This is a genomic window from Neobacillus vireti (genome assembly GCF_001026695.1).
Classification (GTDB): domain Bacteria; phylum Bacillota; class Bacilli; order Bacillales; family Cytobacillaceae; genus Neobacillus; species Neobacillus vireti.
Genome location: NZ_LDNB01000010.1, coordinates 72,160 through 91,257 on the forward strand (window position 1 = coordinate 72,160; position 19,098 = coordinate 91,257).

A 19,098-nucleotide genomic window follows, 5' to 3' on the forward strand; every position below is an offset into this window, starting at 1 on the left:
TGTTTCACATGGTAGTCAATTGGTTAAGAGAAAACAAAGTTGCCGCTGGAATTTTGACAGTTCTTCGCTTATATATCGGTTATTCTTGGTTAACAGCTGGTTTCCACAAACTGGCAGGCGGATTTGATGCATCTGGATATTTGAAAGCGGTAATTGCTAATCCTGTTAAAGGTCCTGATGGCGCCATGGTTTATGGCTGGTATGTTGATTTCTTAAAGCATTTCGCTCTACCAAACGTGGATATTTTTAATACAATCGTTCCGCTTGGCGAATTCTTAATCGGACTTGGACTTATTCTTGGCTGCTTAACAACAGCAGCAATGTTCTTCGGACTTGTGATGAACTTCGCGTTCTTCCTAGCCGGAACAGTATCTCATATTCCAACAGACCTTTTCATCGGTGCGATTATTCTGTTCGCTGGCTTTAACGCAGGCCGCATCGGTCTCGACCGCTGGGTAATCCCATTCATCCGCAATACTGCATTTAAAGGTAAAAAGACAAGCAAACAAACGGCATAGCAAATTAAGTAAACAGCCTCCTTCTTATCATGAGAAGTGAGGCTGTTTTTTGGAAATAAAACAACCAATGAAATTTTAGGCACATCCTGTGTAATTTCAATCGGTGGTTGTTGGGGAATCGCCAGCTATCCCGGCAAGAAACGCCTTAATAATAATCACCAAGCTCTCGTCCAAATCCAGCGCCATCTTGAAGCCGCCCCTTTGCTCCAACGAAGAAAATCCATGTAAAATGCTGCGTAATCCCCGGACCGCATGTAAGGCACTTTCTCCCTCTAAACGATAAGCCTGCAAAATACGGACGGATAGGTCCACGATTTTTGCCCCTGCCTGCTGCACATCAACATCCTCTGGGTCCGGTGCCAGCAAGGTAGCCTCATATATTCCCGGATGCTCCCGGGCAAAATTGACATATGCTTGACTTACCGCTAGTACGGCTTCGGTGCCTGACACCCCAATCGCTGCATCTGCCATTCTCGAATAAAGCTTATCAATTCCATAGATCGCCAGCTTTTTTCTCAGCCCTGGCAAACCGTCAAAATGGTTATATAATGAAGGAGGGCGAATCCCCAAATTCTTTGCAAGATTCGCCAGTGTAACCTCCTGAATACCAAGTTGATCGGCTAATACTCCTGCTGCTTCTAGTATCGTCGTTAAATCAAGTCCAATTTTTGGTCTAGGTGACATGCTTAGCTACTCCTTTATCCTATTTTCCGTTCTATATTATCAATCGCTTGTTTCATAGCTTTCACAGGATTCTCAATCATTTCTCCATGGCCAACTGCAAGGAGCTTAGGTTCATAGCCTACTAGTTTCTTTGCACTCACTAACGCCGTTTTTTTACTCCATGTGCCGAAGGCTGGGAACGGGAACCATGGCTTTATATCGCCTGCCACTGCAATTCCCCCTCTTGTCTGGAAGGCATCACCAGCTATCAATGCCTTCGTCCGCAAATCGAAAAACGACATTGAACCTGGTGTATGTCCCGGCGTTTCGATTGCTGTCAATGATCCAATTAGGTCGCCTTCTTTCAATAATACATTCGCTCGCGTCTTTAATTTTTTCGGTACACCGCCTTTAATCGGTGTTTGCTCCTCATCTGGATCCAAAGAACGGTCGTCATTCATTAATCTGTGGTCTCGAACGGAAATATAAACCGGTACCTCTGGCAGCAAGTCCTTTAAAGAATCTAACGCACCGACATGGTCCTCATGTGCATGTGTCAACACAATTTTAGTAATCGGCTTGCCGATTGTTTCAGCCGCCTTCATAATCCCCTTTGTACAAAAACCAAGTGCCGCATCAATCAAGGTTAATCCGTCCTCTTCTTCGACCAAATAGCAATTCACCGGAAACACACTCGCCATGAATGTCACTTGATATAAAAAACCATTTTTAATCACTCTCATTTTCATCATCTCCTCCTTAACTAACCTTATTAGCTTTATTTTAACTAATGATATTAGTTAAATCAAGAAGTTTTTTCCACTTCTTTACTATTTTTATTAAAATGGGTTATTAATGGGCATCGTTAAATAAACAAATATTGAATTTTTAGTCACATCCTGTATAATTGTTCCCGAATCAATAAAGAGAAAGTTACTTTTTTTAGACGGAGGTGGCTGCCATGACAAACGCTGCTATTATTCAATTTAACAATGTTACCAAGCAATATGATAACGATCCGCCAGTTCTTGACGATGTAAGCTTTGAGATTGAGCGCGGAAAATTTTATACACTTCTTGGCCCCTCTGGATGTGGCAAGACAACGATTCTAAGGTTAATCGCTGGTTTTATCGAGCCCACCAAGGGAGAAATTTATTTTAACGAAAAAAAAATCAATGATATCCCGGCCAATAAGCGCCAGGTAAATACGGTTTTTCAAGATTACGCCCTTTTTCCACATTTAAATGTCTTTGAAAATGTGGCATTTGGATTACGCATCAAAAAAATGAAAAATGCAGAAATCGAGCGGAAGGTAAAGGAAGCCCTCAGCTTCGTTAACCTTCAAGGCTATGAAAACCGGGAAATCCGCGAAATGTCTGGCGGTCAGCGTCAGCGTGTCGCCATTGCTCGGGCGATTGTCAACGAACCGGAAGTGATCCTTCTTGACGAGCCGCTTTCCGCTCTCGATTTAAAACTGCGTACCGAGATGCAGTATGAACTCCGTGAGCTCCAGCGCCGCCTGGGGATTACCTTTATTTTCGTAACTCACGATCAAGAGGAAGCGCTCGCGATGTCTGATGAGATTTTTGTCATCAATAAAGGGAAAATCCAGCAAAGCGGCACACCAACTGATATTTATGATGAGCCGATTAACCGTTTTGTTGCGGATTTTATTGGTGAATCGAATATTGTCGATGGAAAAATGGTGCAAGATTATCGGGTGGAATTTGTCGGCAGAGAGTTTGAATGCGTCGACAAAGGCTTTAATGAGGACGAGCCAGTTGAAATTATTATCCGTCCCGAGGATTTAGAAATCACGTCGCTTGAACGGGGCAAGCTCCAGGTCCGCGTTGATTCCCAACTGTTCCGTGGTGTTCATTATGAAATCAGCTGCTACGATAAGGATGGAAATGAATGGCTTGTCCATTCCACGAAGAAGGCAGCCGTTGGCAGTGAAATCGGACTTTATTTTGACCCAGAGGCAATTCATGTTATGCGCCATGGTGAAACAGAGGAAGAATTTGACCGCCGTTTAGAAACCTATGCTGATGTGGACCGCCATGGAGAATAAACGAACCCGCGGTCTTTACCGGATTCCTTATCTGCTTTGGATACTTCTATTTGTGATTGTGCCGATTTTACTTGTTCTTTACTATTCATTCTTTGATATTGAGGGGAATTTTTCGTTCATCAATTATCAAAAGTTTTTCACACCCGTTTACTTAAAAATGACGCTCAGCTCGTTTTGGTATGCGTTTTTAATCACGGCCATTTCATTGCTGGTTGCCTACCCAACGGCATATTTACTTACAAAAACCAGGCATAAACAATTATGGCTGTTATTAATTATTGTCCCGTCATGGATAAATTTATTGTTAAAAGCCTATGCCTTCATTGGTATTTTTGGAACGTATGGGGCTGCAAACAGCTTTTTAAAAATAATTGGCATCGGCTCAAGGCAAATCTTATTTACTGATTTCAGTTTTGTGTTTGTATCGGTATATATTTTTATCCCCTTCATGATCTTGCCGATTTTTAACGCTTTAAATGAATTGAATCCAACCTTTATCGATGCCGCCAGTGACTTAGGGGCATCAAAATGGACGACGTTCCGCAGAGTTATTTTTCCATTAACGATTGACGGAGTAAAGTCCGGCTGTCAGGTAACCTTTATTCCCGCGCTTTCATTGTTCATGTTAACGAGATTAATCGCCGGTAACCGCGTGATTACACTTGGTACATCGATTGAGCAGCACTTTCTCGTGACACAGGACTGGGGCATGGGCTCAACGATTGCAGTCTTTTTAATTATTATTATGGTGCTAATTATGGTCGTTACTGGTACCGGAAAGCGAGGTGTGTAGGATGGATAAAAAAATAACCCCTTTATCAAAACTATTTCTTGTGGTCATCTTTTTTATCCTGTATGCACCGATTTTCTTTCTCGTCATCTTTTCTTTCAACAGTGGAGAAACGATGTATAGCTTTAAGGGCTTTTCATTAGAATGGTATCGCGAGCTGTTCCAAGATACGAGACTGTTGATTATCGTTTTAAATACAATCGTGATTGCTTTTTTATCCGCACTCTTCTCTACCATCATTGGTGTGCTTGGAGCTTTGGCGATTCATCAGGCGAAAAAAAGGCAAACAAAAAATACTTTATTATCGTTAAACAATGTGTTAATCGTCAGCCCAGATGTTATTATTGGCGCTTCGTTCTTAATTTTGTTCACAATGGCTGGGCTGAAACTTGGTTTTTATTCCGTTTTGCTATCCCATATTGCTTTTAGTATTCCGATTGTTGTCTTGATGGTGCTGCCAAAATTAATGGAAATGAGTCCGACGTTGATTGATGCGGCCCGCGACTTAGGCGCGAGCAGCTGGAACGTAATGACGAAGGTGATTATTCCGTTTATTACACCTGGAATTTTTGCCGGCTTCTTTATGGCGTTAACGTACTCATTAGATGATTTTGCGGTGACTTTTTTTGTAACTGGAAATGGCTTTTCTACACTTTCAGTTGAGATTTATTCCTTAGCACGCCGGGGAATTTCCCTAAATATTAATGCCCTGTCCGCCCTGCTGTTCCTGTTTACCTTGCTGCTAGTGGTGATCTATTACTTTATTACCCAGCGCAACAGGCCTAATGGAATGGGGGTGCGTAAACGATGAACAAACTTGTTCGTTTTTTTCTGTTCATTGCTATTGTTTCGGCCGTGCTTCTATATGCGATTTCTAGTTTGAATGCTTCGCAGGGGTATTCCGGCGGTAATACGGTGACGGTTTTTAACTGGGGCGACTATATCGATCCGGATTTAATCAAGAAGTTTGAAAAAGAAACGAGAATCAAAGTCATTTATGAAACGTTTGATTCAAATGAGGCGATGATGACGAAAATTGAGCAGGGCGGTACGAATTATGATATCGCCGTTCCGTCTGAATATATGATTGATAAAATGCGTCACGAAGATTTGCTCCTCCCGTTGGATCATTCGAAACTGCCCAACTTAAAACATATTGATAAGCGGTTTATGGATTTGCCGTTTGATCCGGAGAATAAATATTCCATTCCTTATTTTTGGGGAACCGTCGGCATCGTTTATAATCCAAAGATGCTCCATGGCAAGGAAATTACCAGCTGGAATGACCTTTGGGATCCTGATTTGAAAAACGAAATCTTATTAACCGACGGTGCCCGCGAAGTAATCGGCATGGGGCTCAACAGTTTAGGCTATTCGTTGAATGATACAAACAAACAGCATTTAATTGAGGCAAAGGAAAAGCTCGACAAACTTACGCCGAATATTAAAGCGATTGTCGGCGATGAAATCAAGATGCTCCTCGCCAACCAAGAGGCATCCGTCGGTCTTGTTTGGTCAGGAGATGCCTCCGAAATCATGTCAGAGAATGAAGATTTAGACTATGTGGTGCCGGAGGAAGGCTCTAACCTTTGGTTCGATAATATGGTCATCCCGAAAACTGCAAAAAACGTCGAGGCAGCCCATAAATTCATTAACTTCATGCTTGATCCAAAGGTTGCCGCCCAAAATACCGATTACGTCGGCTATTCGACACCTAACAAAGGCGCACTAAAATATATGCCCAAAGAAGTGGTCGAGGATGAACGGTTCTATCCATCACCAGAGCTTACGGAAAAGCTAGAAGTATACGAAAACCTTGGTAAAAAGAACCTAGCCTATTACAACGAGCTGTTCTTGCAATTTAAAATGCATAGAAAATAAGAAAAGCGCAAGCGCCTTAGTCTTCGGGAATTCGAAGATTGAGGCGCTTTTTTCTTCCATATTATGAATTGGTTAAGATTTTTAGGCTAAGTTAAAAAATGATGGTTGACCTTTGAATTTGTCAGGAGTATACTATGAACATAAGTTTATTAATTAAACAAATGTTTAGGTGGTGAATTTGTGGCTGAAAAAGATTTCGAAAAATTGACCGAAAAGGAACAGTTGATTTTCGATTTGATTCGAAAGAACCCCTATATTTCACAGCAGGAGCTTGCAGAAATCTTAGGGTTATCTCGACCTTCGATTGCGAATATTATTTCTGGTTTAACTAGAAAAGGACATATTATAGGCAGAGCTTACGTCTTAAATGAGTCCCAGCAGGTCATTTGTATTGGCGGTGCCAATATAGATCGAAAATTCCATGTGAAAGCGAAAGCGCAGCTTGGCACATCCAACCCGATTCAATCATCACAAAGTGTTGGAGGAGTTGCTCGGAACATCGCCGAAAATCTTGGACGCCTTGGTACCAAAGTAACATTATTAACAACCAGTGGAGCAGACAGCGATTGGTCATTCATTGCCGAATCGTCATCACTATATATGAACCTAGATCAAGTGGCGCAAATCCCGGGGATGTCAACTGGATCCTACACAGCGGTACTTGATACTGATGGAGAATTAATCATTGCGCTTGCCGATATGGAAGTGTATGAGGAAATCACACCAGACTTACTCCGTAAACAGGATGTTTTATTGAGTCGAGCGAAATGTATCATGGCCGATCTTAATTGCCCGAAGGAAACATTGCAGTATTTATGCAATTTTGCCAAAATCCATGAACGACCGATTATTTTGATACCGGTTTCATCTCCGAAAATGAGCAGGCTTCCTGCTGATCTAGATGGAGTGACCTGGTTAATTACCAACCGAGATGAGTCAGAAACGTATTTAAATTGTGAAATCCAGACAGAGGAAGAGTGGAGACAAGCAATAGAAAAATGGCTTTCACTCGGTATCGCTAATGTGGTAATAACCAATGGAAAAAAAGGCGCCATGATTGGAAATCAGAATGAAGGGATTTTTCATATTCCTTCGATTGAAACAAAAGAAATTGTTGATGTCACGGGGGCAGGTGACGCATTTTCTTCTGCTGTCATATACTCGTGGCTAGAAGGTCATAAGTTGACCGATATTGCCAAAGCAGGCACGGTTAATGCCTCTAAGACATTACAATCAGCTGACACTGTTCGTCAGGATTTATCACCAACTCAATTACAAAAAGACATGGAGGAATTATCATGAAACAGTATATTACATTAGCAGAAGAAGTACGTGCCGCGCAAGAACAAGGAAAACCGGTAGTTGCTCTAGAGTCGACTATTATTTCTCACGGCATGCCATATCCGCAAAACGTAGAAACAGCTCGTAAGGTTGAACAAATTATTCGCGATAACGGCGCGGTTCCGGCAACAATTGCGATTTTAGATGGACAAATTAAGATTGGTTTATCCGATGAAGAGCTTGAAATGTTTGGTAAGAGTTCCGATGTTGCAAAAGCATCACGCCGTGATTTAGCTTACTTAATCGCAACAAAGAAAAAAGGTGCAACAACCGTTGCAGCAACGATGATTTGTGCAGAGTTAGCCGGAATTAATATCTTTGTTACTGGTGGAATTGGCGGTGCACACCGTGGAGCTGAAACAACAATGGATATTTCTGCTGATTTAGAAGAATTAGCCCAAACAAACGTAGCAGTCATTTGCGCTGGGGCAAAATCGATTTTAGATTTAGGGTTAACAATGGAGTATCTTGAAACAAAGGGTGTACCGGTTATTGGCTATCAAACTGACGTACTTCCTGCCTTCTATACAAGAACAAGCCAATTCCCAGTTAACTTCCGTGCAGACGATGTTGAAACTGTAGCCGCTACTTTAAAAACAAAATGGGATTTAAATCTGAAAGGCGGAGCAGTCATCGCTAATCCGATTCCTGAAGAACATGCAATGGATGAAAAGACAATTACGGATGTGATTGAGACAGCATTGAAGGAAGCAGAAGAGAAACACATCGCTGGTAAAGATGTAACACCATTCCTATTAGGAAAAGTTAAAGAACTAACTGGCGGAAAGAGCCTTGAATCCAACATCGAACTAGTTTATAACAATGCCGTAGTTGGCGCAAAAATTGCTGTTCAGTTTGAGGCAATGAAAAAATAATAGGTAGTGACACTTTAATGGGTGATCAATGGTGTCAGGCACCGCTCGTGGACATTTGTCCACCCAGCGAGGACACTAGTCATTTAGACCGTACACCAAATTAATAATATGCAAAGAGGGACTTCCATTGATAAGTGGAAGTCCCTCTTCACAATCAAATTCCATTTGTTTAAAAGCTATTATCTTCTTTTAAACTTTCCTTGTTCATATACCAATTGTTCACCTGTGTGAGGATGGCAAAGACAAAAAAGAAATTCATTGCCCAGACGTTGATGAACGGAGCTATGCCGCCAAACTCAATCGTCGCGTAACCTTTTAACTTCATCACAATCATCGATTCGATAAAAATTAGGATAAACCCAATAACACCCGCAGCAGCCGCTCTAATCATTTCTTTCTCCTCCCAAAAACAATCCATTTATTTGTATATTCGTTCGTTTTCCCTATATCAATACTAACAACATGACAATTCCAACAATTTTGTGAACACTCTCACCTCTATTATATGGCAAAAATGCTTTGTAAAACACCCTAAAAACTAGAAAAAGGTGTCAGGCACCATGTGAATTTTTCACATAGTGCCTGACACCCTTGCTTATTTCATTTTCTTTATAAATACGACCTTTAAATAGTTACCTTCGGGAAATTCTTTGATGGTTTTGAAATCGGCGGGAAGTGAAAATTCCTCCATTAGTTTGTAGCGATGGCCAGTTTCGTTAAAGGCAGTCTCAATAAAGCCCTTGAACTTTTCCATCCCAAAGGTACTGCAGTTGGTGGAGGCAACAATCGTCCCGTTATCCTCTGTAATCGCAATCGCTTCTTTTAATAGATTCATATAGTCCTTTTCCGCACTAAAGACAAATTTCTTAGACCGTGCAAAGCTTGGGGGATCGAGGATGACCACATCAAACTTCAACTGTTTTTTGGCCGCATACTTAAAATAATTAAATACATCTTCCACAATAATACTTTGCGTTTCATGGTCAATGTTATTTACAGTAAATTGCTCAATCGTTTTTCCCCTGCTTCGATTGGCCAGATCCACACTTGTCGTTTTTGTGGCTCCGCCTAATGCCGCAACAACAGAAAAGGCTCCGGTATAAGAGAATGTATTTAATACTGTCTTACCATTAGCATACGCATCCCGAATCGTCCGCCTTACATCTCGTTGATCTAAAAACACTCCGACCATCGCACTTTCATTCAAATAAACGGCAAAATTGACGCCATTTTCTTTGATGATAATCGGGAACTGCCCTCTTTCACCGGCGACGAAGTCATCTTCTTCAATGTATTTACCTGCGATATCAAATCGCTTTTTCTGATAAATGGCTTTAAATTCAACCAGTTCCCGTAAGGCCTGAATGATATATTCCCGAAAGTGATAAATACCCACACTGTACCAGGTTAACAAATAATACCCAGCAAAGTAATCAATCGTCAAACCGCCGATTCCATCACCTTCGCCATTAAATACCCGAAACGCCGTTGTTTCCGTATTATTATAAAATGATTCTCTATCCTTAATCGCTTCTTTAAGCTTTTTCTTAAAAAAGTTCTGATCAATAGAGACGTTTTCTTTTCTACTCTGCACCCAGCCAAGTCCTTTATTTTGTTTGCCATAATAGCCTTTGCCAATAAAACGATTCCTTTCGTCGACCAACTTGACAATGGAACCCTCTTTTACGGTATCGTTCACATTGATGATGGCTTCCTTAGAAATAAGCGGATAGCCGCTTTTTAGCTTATTTACAAAATTTGATTTTACTTTTAAACAGATTTCAGTAGTCATCGGTTCATCCCATCTATGTTATTAATCCTATCAGTCTAGTAAAAAAACATAGACAATAGGATAGTGATTTGCGCTTTAAACACAATACTACAATCATAACACTAAAGAAGGTCCATTCCCTACAATTTTCACACCTTCACACACTGGCGGATATTACCATAATAAAAACCCGCCACAAATCATTGTGGCGGGCTGTATGTTTTTTTCATGTTAATAAACTCATCAACTGTTAAAACGGTGTCCTTAAACCCGAGTCTTTCCGCCAACTTTGTGATTCCTGGAGCTTCTACGCAGGCCGTTTTCAAGAGTTCCTTTTGCGAAAACACATCTCTTGTTTCTCCGTCTAACAAAACCTGACCATCATTAAACACAATTGTCCGTTCAAAATTCTCGGCAACGAAATCCATATCATGAATAATCGTCATCACTAGTTTATTCTTGTCCTTTAAGGCTTGGATGATTTGCCGGATTTTTTCCTTACCTCCATGGTCCTGGGCAATAGTTGGTTCATCGAAAATGATAATGTCCGTATCCATTGCAACTACCGATGCGATACAGAGCAGCTTTTTCTCCGACAAGCTCAAATCATGCGGATTCATCTCTAGTTTGTCATCAAGCTCGACCATCTTTAATGCCTCGATAGCCTTTTCCTTTGCCGTCTGTTTATCCATTTTTATATTCAGCGGACCGAACATTACTTCATCCAAAACCGTTCGTTTAAAAATCTGGTCATTCGGATTTTGAAAAACCAGTCCAATCGTTCTTGCCAGTTGGGCGGCAGTTTTCCCGCTTACATCGTGTTCATGAATCAGGATTTTCCCTTCATCTGCTTTAAGCAAGCCTTTCATAAGCTTCACGAGTGTTGTCTTTCCAGCCCCGTTTTGGCCAATGATGGCGGTAGAGCGCCGATCAAACTCTAGGTTAATCCCTGAGAGCACTCGGGTTTCTTTATTATAGGAAAATGAAAGATTGGCTATCTTGATCATGCCCCATCCCCCCTTAATACCCTTTCAGCCTCTTCAAGAGTAACAGGATACTCATCCGTACCCGCCTTCTTAACGCCCAATGCCTTACACACTCTTGTATAAACGGGGGCAGTTAGGCCATATCCCTCCAGGTCTTCTCTTGAAAAAATTTTTCCCGGCGTATCAAAATCTACAACTTTTCCGTTATTAAGTAGTAAGACTCTATCACAATACTGGGCAATCTTCTCCATTTTGTGTTCCGCTAAAATCACTGTTATTCCCTGCTTACTTAGGCTTTGAATTGCCTGAAACACTTCCTCGGAACCGGCTGGGTCCAGCTGCGATGTCGGCTCGTCTAGCACTAAGATATCCGGCTTCATCGCGATGATGCTCGCAATTGCCATCCGCTGCATTTGCCCGCCAGATAAGTCAAAGGGATTATGGTCCTTTACCTGCTCAATGTTTAACAAATCAAGCACTGAGTCAATCCGTTCAATGATTTCAGTCCGGGGGATTCCAATATTCTCAAGGCCAAAGGCAATTTCCTCGTAAACCGTCGTCTTCGAACCTGTCACCTGTGTAAATGGATTTTGAAACACCATCCCGACCTTTAATGAAAGATCAGCAATCGAATGATTCTTCACTTCCAGACCGTCGACAATCACTTTACCACCGTAAGCCCCTTTATAAAAATGAGGAACAAGGCCAACCAGCGCTTGGCATAACGTCGATTTACCAGCTAAATTTTTCCCAATGATGCCGATAAACTCCCCTTGTTTTATATCGAAGGTCACGTCATTAAGAGCGAGCGAATCAGCCAATGGATATTTGTATTTGAGACCTTCGACAATAATTTTTTTCATAAAAATATCCTCCAAGAGACGGCCGCCATAGTCAGCAACAACATCCCAATCTGAAGGACCTTGCTGAACTGATACGTTTTTTCTTCATATAAATAGGTTTTCGGGGCTTGAGAATTAAAGCCACGCACCTCCAAGGCCATCGCTCTTTCCTTTGTATTAATAAGCGACCCAAGCACGACAGGCCCCAGTAATGGTATAAATGCTTTGATCCTTACCAGCAATTTTCCTTCTGTCTCCATCCCTCTCGCCCGTTGTGCATCCGTAATCGTGCTCATTGTCGCCATCATCTCGGGGATGATTTGAAAAACAGAAACAATCACATAGCCGATTCGCGGTGACATTCCCTTTCGCACCAATGCTTCTACGAGATCCGATGGTTTCGTTGTCAGAACAAGGATCATAAAGGCGCAAATAATATTGATGACCCTAAGCGTGATGGTTAAGGCAAAGAGCAGCCCTTCTTTGTACATCGTTAACGGACCGATTTGAAACAGCACCGTTTCATTTTCCGGTTTAAACATTCCCTGGATGAGGACGACCGTAATCAGGATCAGAAAAACAAAGCCAAAAACGGGGATTGTTTTTCTGATCACCTTTGCCCCGAGCAATAACACAAGGCTAAGCCCTATAAAAAGAAAAGAAATCGTGAATGATGGTAGAATAATCGGAATTAAAATGGCAAAAGGAATGTACCAGAGCTTAGTAATTGGATCAACATCATGGACAAAAGAAGCTTTTTCCTCATATAAGCTAATCGATTTCACGAACTGTCACCGGCTTTCTTTTTAACAAAAGACTTTCAAAAACATTCAAAGCGACGCTTCGCCCTTTTCCATCGAAGAGGTTAATCAAGAGTCTCTATTTTCTGATTGTTAGTATATAATTGGACGACATTTTGCGGTAATCCTTTGAAAATACCATAGCTGACAAGAACAACGACTATTTTATCAGGGATATCAACGACAATTTCATCAAGTAGTGAGGCGAGCCAAGTAGAATCGGTTTTGGCTAGAACAAAAGTATATAAGGCATCGCCCCAAACGTTCCCTGTCGTCCCACCCCAGAATCCAATATTGATTGGTGTTGAAACCACTGTTGCCACAAGCCCGATAATCAATCCAGCAACCAGCACTTTCCCCCAGCTAGAAATAAAGCCTTTGTAAAAAAGAATCCCGACTACCAAACCAATTGCCACACTAGTAATCGCATAAACAAAAGAGATAGGATCTGTAAAGCCGTAGATTATATTATTAATTGCCCCGGCTAACGCGCCGACAATTGGACCACCAAGCATCGCTGCTAAGACGGTACCGATGGAATCTAACCATAACGGCAGCTTCAGCAATGCTGCAAGCAATTTACCAATATAGTTAACACCTACTGCAACAGGAATAAGAACGAGTGCGGCTGTTGATAACCGTAACGACCACATGCTTTGTTTTTTCACTGAGAAAAACCCCCTTTTATTTTTTAAAAAGTAGAATCATAGGAAACAATTGCTTCGAGTGCGGTGAGGATTTCGAATTCTTCTCCTCGTTTACTATTGTTTTTCTCCTCAATATAATCATTAATTCCCCCTTCTAAATCCCCCTCTTTTTCGACAACGACATTTAAAATGGATGCGGTCTTAATACCGCGTAAGCCTCCAATTACAAATAGTGCAGCTGTTTCCATGTCTGATGCGAGAATTCCTTTCTCAGACCAGTAGTTGTCGATATCTTGTTCTTTATCAGTATAAAAGCTGTCATGACATCTGACAATACCTATGTGATTTGTTGCACGATTCTTTTTTGCTGCATTCATCACATGAAAAAGTAGTTCTGGATGCGGTATCGCGGGATAAGCCTTGTTAATATAGGAATAGGAGGCACCGTCATTTCTAACGGCTCCGGAAGCAATTACCAGGTCCCCCAAGCGTAAATGCGGCTGTAAGGCGCCGCAGCTTCCGATGCGAATCATTACCTTTATGCCAATATTTTTTAACTCTTCGATGGCAATTCCAGCAGACACTCCGCCAATCCCTGTGGAAGTAACTAAAACAGGGATTCCTTTATAGAAACCTTTAATCGTTTTGTATTCTCGGTTATAAGCGATCTCTTCTGGCTGATCTAAAAATTTGGCAACTTCATCGACGCGGCCTGGGTCTCCCGGCAGTAAAGCATATTGAACTTCATGCCCGTTTCCAATTCTGATATGCGGTTGTAGGTTGATTGTCATTTTCGTTGACTCCTTTTGGATTTTTTTCATTTTTATGATGATTACGCTGTTCAATTCTTGATGGTGCAACAATTCAAGATAGGATGGAATTTTCTCGGTGTAATAACATGAGGCTATTTTTTTGATAAAGGGTTTTCTATGTGGAATGTGGGAAGGAATTTACCATTACCTATATAATGTAATTGTACCAAAGTAGGAAGATTCAGTCATTTATTTAGGGGAGAAATATCCCTGAATGAAAAGGAGCCTGACACTCTGGGGTATCAGGCTCCTTCATTTATTTTATCTTTATCTTTTCACTTCCTTCAATCCATGAAGGAAAGAAGAAAATCTCTAGGGAAATGGGACTTAGTTTGTCTTTCAGTCCTGGGATGCTAACTCCGTATTCGGTTACTTTTTCATCCTCAAAATTATGGGACAGGAATCCCCCTGCTTTATCTATTTCATTACCGTCCCTATCTCTTACCAGATTAAATAGATCAAATGAAAATTCCTTTTTTGGACGCATGCTAAGTATTATTTGATCGCCTTCCACCTTTAAGGCAGTAAATTTATTCCCTTTTGGCTGCTTTAGAATTTGTTCTTTTTCTATATCAATCATGACATAAGCATCTTCTTTATCTATAGCCTGGATTTTATTAATTACTAGATACAACTCTTTCGGTTCTTGAAAATAATTACTTTGCAGGTAAATAATCGCCTCATCATCGGAAATTTTGCTGCCTGTAAATCCATTCGCGATTTTATACCATGTTTCCCCATGTTCATCGATTAGACGGATATCATCAAAGTTTAATAGCTTTTTTGTATTTTGAGGGTCCATTTTCACATGAACCGCCACCCTTAATGGATAAACATCTACATTTATGACTGTAAATTTTTGCCTTTTAATTTCTACATCTTTGTTTAAAACATAGGTCTTTTTCTGTTGAATCTCTTTTTTTAATTCGAATTGAAGAGTAAAATTTTCCTTTTGCTTTTTTACTTTAACATCTACCTTGACCTCAAATTTTTTGACTTCTAATGGTGATTGAAAATAGAATTCGAATTTGTCACTATGGGATGTTTCTCCCTTTTCCGAATAAAACGCTCTCCCTAACATTGACGAACCCTTTTCAAGGCTTTTCTCATCTAAGCTTTTCAGCTCAACCTCTCCCGTGTTCAATTCCTTCTCTTTTTCCTTTGTATTGATAGTATAAAACAGAATCAAGCCATTTTCATCAGCAATAACACCATCAATGGTGAATTTAATGCCATTCTTTTCTTGGGAAACTCCTATTTTTTCATAATAATCATTTTCAACCGCCAGCATCTTTCCTTTATCATCCCTAATTAAATCCACCAATTTTTCCATTCCGGGTATGACAGAGATATAATTTGCAAATGCTGGTGATAGGCGGATCGATGTTAAAAAGGAAACGAAAATAACAGCGGCTGCTGCTAAGGTAAATAACCATTTCTTCCTGATGGAGTGCCGTTTCTTTTCTGATGTAGCTTTTTGAAATCCGGCAAAAATAGCCTCATCCAGTGAATCCAGCGGAACTTGAACATTATCATACAAATTCTTCAACTGCTCTTCTTCCTTTTCATACATGCTGATCACCGCCATTCCCTTCAAGTTTATCCCGCAAGGACTTCAATGCTTTGTTCAGCCACGTTTTGACCGTGCCTTCCGGGCATTGAAGTGTAAGGGCAATATCCTTTATTTTCATATCTTGAAAATACTTCAACGTTATAATTTCACGGGAGCGCTCATCCAAGCCCAGCATCGCATCTTTTAGCTCCATTTCGTTATGGTTCTCGGATGCACCTTGCAGGCTTAAGATTTCTTCACTAAATACTACTCGCTTTTTCTTTTTCAATTGATCATTGCAGTAATTAATCATAATTCGAATCAGCCATGTTTTGAAATACGAAGCATCCCTGACGGTGCGGATACTCTTATATGCACGGTAGGTAACTTCCTGAATCGCCTCCAGCGCTTCTTCCTCACTCCTTAAAAAGGATAGAGCTGTTTTATATAAATCTATTTTGTATAGCTGAACCAGCTGCAAAAATGCAGAGTCATCACCTTTGATTGCCTCTTTTACCAATTGCTCACCCGCGCTCAATCCCTCGTCCCCCTCACAACCCTGTTGTACTACATATTAGACCATTTAGTAGAAAAAAAGTTTTGAATTTTATTAAAAAAATATGCTGTTCTCCTAAAGGGGTTACGATTAAAGGTTAAAAGGTGAGCACAAACAACATATTTCCGGTCACTTACTACACATTTTTCGAAACTTACGAAATTAGAGGATATTATTAAGAAAATCACATTATCCTCCCGATACTAACGACATTTTTTTGAGCACTTACGACAGGTTTCCGGCCACTTACTACACATTTTTCGAAACTTACGACATTTACTGGATATTATTTGGAAATTAACACAATCTCCTGATACTTACTACATATTTTTGTGCACTACGACATATTTCCGATCACTTACTACACATTTTTCGAAACTTACGACATGTTTCCGGCTAATTACTACACATTTTTCGAAACTTACAGCATTTACTGGGATATTATTTGGAAATTCACACAATCCCCGGATACTTACGACATACTTATGAGCACTTACGATATGTATCCACCCACTTACTACATATTTTTCGAAACTTACGACATTACCTGGATATTATTTGGAAATTCACACAATCTCCGGATACTTACGACATATTTCCGGTCAATTACTACACATTTTACGAAACTTACGACATTTACTGGATATTATTTAGAAATTCACATTATCTCCTGATACTTACGATATATTTTTTGGCACTTACGACATGTTTCCGCCCACTTACTACACATTTTTCGAAACTTACGACATTACCTGGATATTATTTGGAAATCTACACAAAAATCCAATATCCTGTCCTCAATCTGTGATTCCGAACAACCTGCAGCCATGTAGGATAAACTGTTCCCATTTTGGGTCATCGGGCGGGTCCAGCATGGTCATAACAACACCGTTAATGTAGGCAAAATAAGACCACGACAGTCCGAGTGGATCACAGGCAGGAATTTCTCCGTTCGTTTGTCCTTCTTCCACAATCGGAACGACTGCAGCAAAAAAATCACGGGCAAAGGCAAAAAGCTCTTCCGCTATTTCAGGAAAACGTTCCGGCTGCCCTAGCACGTATAACATCAAGCGCATCTTATTACGATGATGAGAAAAATGGTGCAGATGACAAATCACCATTTTCTTTAACCGTTCATGTGGTGTCCCTTGAGCCATGACGATTTGCTTTAAGATTTCGCGTTGTTCGTCTAATGGTTCAAGGACTGCTGCTTTAAATAAATCCTCTTTTGTAGCGAAGTAGTTGAATACTGTTCCAAATCCTACACCCGCTTGTTTCGCAATCGTTGCGACGGTCGTCGCACTTAAACCATTGTCTGCAAACAACGGGATAGCAGCTTCAAGTATTTTCGCTCGCTTCTCGAGCATATTTTGTTCTCTTTTCAATACGATTCACCTCTAAAAATTGTTGGCCGTAACCATTTCTTTTATCGCGTTTATGACGATCTCTGGTTGCTCGAGCTGTACGTTATGGCTGCTATTTTCAGCCACAACCAGCTTTCCATTTTTCGATAACTTGCTAGTATCAGAAGCAGCGTCCCTTAATGCTTGTTTAATTTTCCCCTGTACTTCCTTAGATGTGCCGGGAGCGAATTGGTCGACGATGCCTGCTGCAATGACTGTTAGGGGTATCTCACCCATATCCGCGGCTTTTCGAACCAGTTCATATCCTAGAGACAGATGGGAAAACTCACTTCCCGCCGCAGTCAAGGCACTCGTTTTAAACGACATTTTCCATAGCATTTTTTGCACCTCTGGGGGGCAGCCGCTTAAGGTTTTTGAAAAACCTGGAACCAATTTACACGCGGCCAATGCTCTTAAGATGCCAATCTTAGATAAAAACGCAAAAACATCCATCATTTTTGCGCCCATTTCTTGTCCCTTATGGTGCTCAACTGGAAACCGTTCTGTCAGTTCATCTTCATGTGTGGCATCCACTAATACCATTCCCCTCACTTGATCAGGATAGCGATTGGCATATAACCGCGCATTTATGCCGCCATAGGAATGACCAACAAGTATAATCGGTCCGTCAATTTTTGCCTGCACCAGCAATTCATGTAACTCTTCAACACAACTTTCATTCGTACGGGGTAGGGACCCCGCTTCACTCCAGCCATAACCCGCCCGGTCATATACTACGACTCTCGTTAATTTTGCAATCTCCGGATAGACGAGACTCCACATGAGTGCCGAGCCGCCTGCACCATGTTCAAATACAACTGTAGGCAGCGAACTTTCCGCCCCGCCTGAAATCATATGCAGGCAATGTGTTCCGATATTGATCAATGTGCCTGGAGGAGTCAATTTATTAGCCATTAGAATCACCTTCCATTTTTTTAAAAAGTGATTGATTAATCAATCTTTTTATAGATATAGTACCATTTTAAGGTAATAATTGTAAATATTTTTATAAAAAATTCCAAATGCACAATATCAACGACGGTTTTTTTCTCCAAAACTATACCCTCCTCAAGTTGAGAAGGGCTGATGTGTATCCATTTAAAGTAATGCTATTTTTAAAGTTTGAAATGATTATCCTTGATTGGGGTAGACCGTACCGTGCCCATGGTGAATGCCATGACCAGGATAATAACCGGTATGTCCATGATGAACGCCATAGCCTGGATAATAGCTAGTATGGCCATGGTGAACACCATAGCCTGGATAATAACCGGTGTGACCATGATGGTAGCCTACTTGTGTAGGATAATATCCGCCATGTCCATGATGATACCCATGTCCTGGATAGTATCCGCCATGCCCATAGTGGTATCCATGTCCCGGATAATATCCACCATGTCCGTGATGATAACCTTGTGCATCGTAATTGCCTAATTGCCTTAGCATTTTTCTCTCCTCCTCAAATGGTTCCCAAATAGTGTATGTGTCCACATTCAATAAGGAATAGATTTTCGCCCACAATTTCCATTACATTTAAAGTAGTACTAGAATAATTTTTCACGTTTTTTTACTCTATTACTTCTCTTTTTA

The 19,098-nt window shown here is 40.8% G+C and carries 21 protein-coding genes; 7 read left to right on the forward strand and 14 right to left on the reverse strand.

Going from position 1 to position 19,098, the window contains the following annotated elements:
- Positions 1-8 precede the first annotated feature (8 nt).
- Positions 9-518: a DoxX family protein gene (locus tag AA980_RS10965; protein ID WP_024026319.1), complete on the forward strand. Its 510-nt coding sequence runs from the start codon at positions 9-11 to the stop codon at positions 516-518.
- Between the two features lie 96 nt (positions 519-614).
- Here the strand turns inward: AA980_RS10965 and AA980_RS10970 are convergent, their stop codons facing one another.
- Positions 615-1,202, reverse strand: a complete 588-nt coding sequence (locus AA980_RS10970) for a TetR/AcrR family transcriptional regulator (RefSeq protein WP_024026318.1) — start codon at positions 1,200-1,202, stop codon at positions 615-617.
- 14 nt (positions 1,203-1,216) lie between these two features.
- Positions 1,217-1,924, reverse strand: a complete 708-nt coding sequence (locus tag AA980_RS10975) for an MBL fold metallo-hydrolase (protein ID WP_034723038.1) — start codon at positions 1,922-1,924, stop codon at positions 1,217-1,219.
- Positions 1,925-2,142: 218 nt separating this feature from the next.
- On the opposite strand from AA980_RS10975, the gene AA980_RS10980 reads away from it, so the two are divergent.
- The 6 genes from AA980_RS10980 (at position 2,143) to AA980_RS11005 (ending at position 8,139) form a co-directional block, all read left to right on the forward strand.
- A complete protein-coding gene (locus AA980_RS10980; protein WP_024026316.1) occupies positions 2,143-3,252 on the forward strand; it encodes an ABC transporter ATP-binding protein in 1,110 nt (369 codons plus the stop codon).
- Positions 3,242-4,045, forward strand: coding sequence for an ABC transporter permease (locus AA980_RS10985; RefSeq protein WP_024026315.1), 804 nt, complete (start codon positions 3,242-3,244; stop codon positions 4,043-4,045). Before AA980_RS10980 ends, AA980_RS10985 begins: the two co-directional genes overlap by 11 nt.
- A gap of 1 nt (position 4,046) precedes the next feature.
- Positions 4,047-4,853 carry an ABC transporter permease gene (locus AA980_RS10990; RefSeq protein WP_024026314.1) on the forward strand — a complete coding sequence of 269 codons (807 nt, stop codon included), beginning with the start codon at positions 4,047-4,049 and terminating at the stop codon, positions 4,851-4,853.
- On the forward strand, positions 4,850-5,923 hold the full coding sequence (locus tag AA980_RS10995; RefSeq protein ID WP_024026313.1) for an ABC transporter substrate-binding protein: 1,074 nt from the start codon (positions 4,850-4,852) through the stop codon (positions 5,921-5,923). The genes AA980_RS10990 and AA980_RS10995 overlap by 4 nt, the downstream gene beginning before the upstream one ends.
- A gap of 180 nt (positions 5,924-6,103) precedes the next feature.
- Positions 6,104-7,225, forward strand: coding sequence for a PfkB family carbohydrate kinase (locus AA980_RS11000; protein WP_024026312.1), 1,122 nt, complete (start codon positions 6,104-6,106; stop codon positions 7,223-7,225).
- On the forward strand, positions 7,222-8,139 hold the full coding sequence (locus AA980_RS11005; RefSeq protein WP_024026311.1) for a pseudouridine-5'-phosphate glycosidase: 918 nt from the start codon (positions 7,222-7,224) through the stop codon (positions 8,137-8,139). Before AA980_RS11000 ends, AA980_RS11005 begins: the two co-directional genes overlap by 4 nt.
- 169 nt (positions 8,140-8,308) lie before the next feature.
- On the opposite strand, the gene AA980_RS11010 is transcribed toward AA980_RS11005, so the two are convergent.
- The 12 genes from AA980_RS11010 to AA980_RS11065 all read right to left on the reverse strand — a co-directional run bounded on the left by AA980_RS11010 (position 8,309) and on the right by AA980_RS11065 (position 18,954).
- Positions 8,309-8,530 (reverse strand): hypothetical protein, encoded by a 222-nt coding sequence (locus AA980_RS11010; RefSeq protein WP_024026310.1) that lies wholly within the window; start codon positions 8,528-8,530, stop codon positions 8,309-8,311.
- Positions 8,531-8,734: 204 nt separating this feature from the next.
- On the reverse strand, positions 8,735-9,931 hold the full coding sequence (locus tag AA980_RS11015; protein WP_024026309.1) for a class I SAM-dependent rRNA methyltransferase: 1,197 nt from the start codon (positions 9,929-9,931) through the stop codon (positions 8,735-8,737).
- A 179-nt stretch (positions 9,932-10,110) separates the two neighbouring features.
- Positions 10,111-10,917: an energy-coupling factor ABC transporter ATP-binding protein gene (locus AA980_RS11020; RefSeq protein ID WP_024026308.1), complete on the reverse strand. Its 807-nt coding sequence runs from the start codon at positions 10,915-10,917 to the stop codon at positions 10,111-10,113.
- A complete protein-coding gene (locus AA980_RS11025; RefSeq protein ID WP_024026307.1) occupies positions 10,914-11,759 on the reverse strand; it encodes an energy-coupling factor ABC transporter ATP-binding protein in 846 nt (281 codons plus the stop codon). The genes AA980_RS11020 and AA980_RS11025 overlap by 4 nt, the downstream gene beginning before the upstream one ends.
- Positions 11,756-12,523 carry an energy-coupling factor transporter transmembrane component T family protein gene (locus tag AA980_RS11030; protein ID WP_024026306.1) on the reverse strand — a complete coding sequence of 256 codons (768 nt, stop codon included), beginning with the start codon at positions 12,521-12,523 and terminating at the stop codon, positions 11,756-11,758. Before AA980_RS11030 ends, AA980_RS11025 begins: the two co-directional genes overlap by 4 nt.
- Before the next feature lie 80 nt (positions 12,524-12,603).
- Positions 12,604-13,206 (reverse strand): ECF transporter S component, encoded by a 603-nt coding sequence (locus tag AA980_RS11035; protein WP_024026305.1) that lies wholly within the window; start codon positions 13,204-13,206, stop codon positions 12,604-12,606.
- A gap of 23 nt (positions 13,207-13,229) precedes the next feature.
- Complete coding sequence (locus AA980_RS11040) at positions 13,230-13,976, reverse strand: nucleoside phosphorylase (RefSeq protein WP_024026304.1); 747 nt, start codon at positions 13,974-13,976, stop codon at positions 13,230-13,232.
- Positions 13,977-14,253: 277 nt separating this feature from the next.
- The gene (locus tag AA980_RS11045) at positions 14,254-15,570 is read right to left on the reverse strand and encodes a DUF4179 domain-containing protein (RefSeq protein WP_024026303.1); all 1,317 of its coding nucleotides are present in this window, start codon (positions 15,568-15,570) and stop codon (positions 14,254-14,256) included.
- Positions 15,563-16,087 (reverse strand): sigma-70 family RNA polymerase sigma factor, encoded by a 525-nt coding sequence (locus tag AA980_RS11050; RefSeq protein ID WP_024026302.1) that lies wholly within the window; start codon positions 16,085-16,087, stop codon positions 15,563-15,565. The genes AA980_RS11045 and AA980_RS11050 overlap by 8 nt, the downstream gene beginning before the upstream one ends.
- A gap of 815 nt (positions 16,088-16,902) precedes the next feature.
- Entirely contained in the window at positions 16,903-17,490 is a 588-nt protein-coding gene (locus tag AA980_RS25790; RefSeq protein ID WP_024026301.1) for a TetR/AcrR family transcriptional regulator, read from the reverse strand.
- A gap of 12 nt (positions 17,491-17,502) precedes the next feature.
- Positions 17,503-18,423: an alpha/beta fold hydrolase gene (locus tag AA980_RS11060; RefSeq protein WP_024026300.1), complete on the reverse strand. Its 921-nt coding sequence runs from the start codon at positions 18,421-18,423 to the stop codon at positions 17,503-17,505.
- Positions 18,424-18,639: 216 nt separating this feature from the next.
- Positions 18,640-18,954, reverse strand: coding sequence for a hypothetical protein (locus tag AA980_RS11065; RefSeq protein WP_024026299.1), 315 nt, complete (start codon positions 18,952-18,954; stop codon positions 18,640-18,642).
- Positions 18,955-19,098 lie beyond the last annotated feature (144 nt).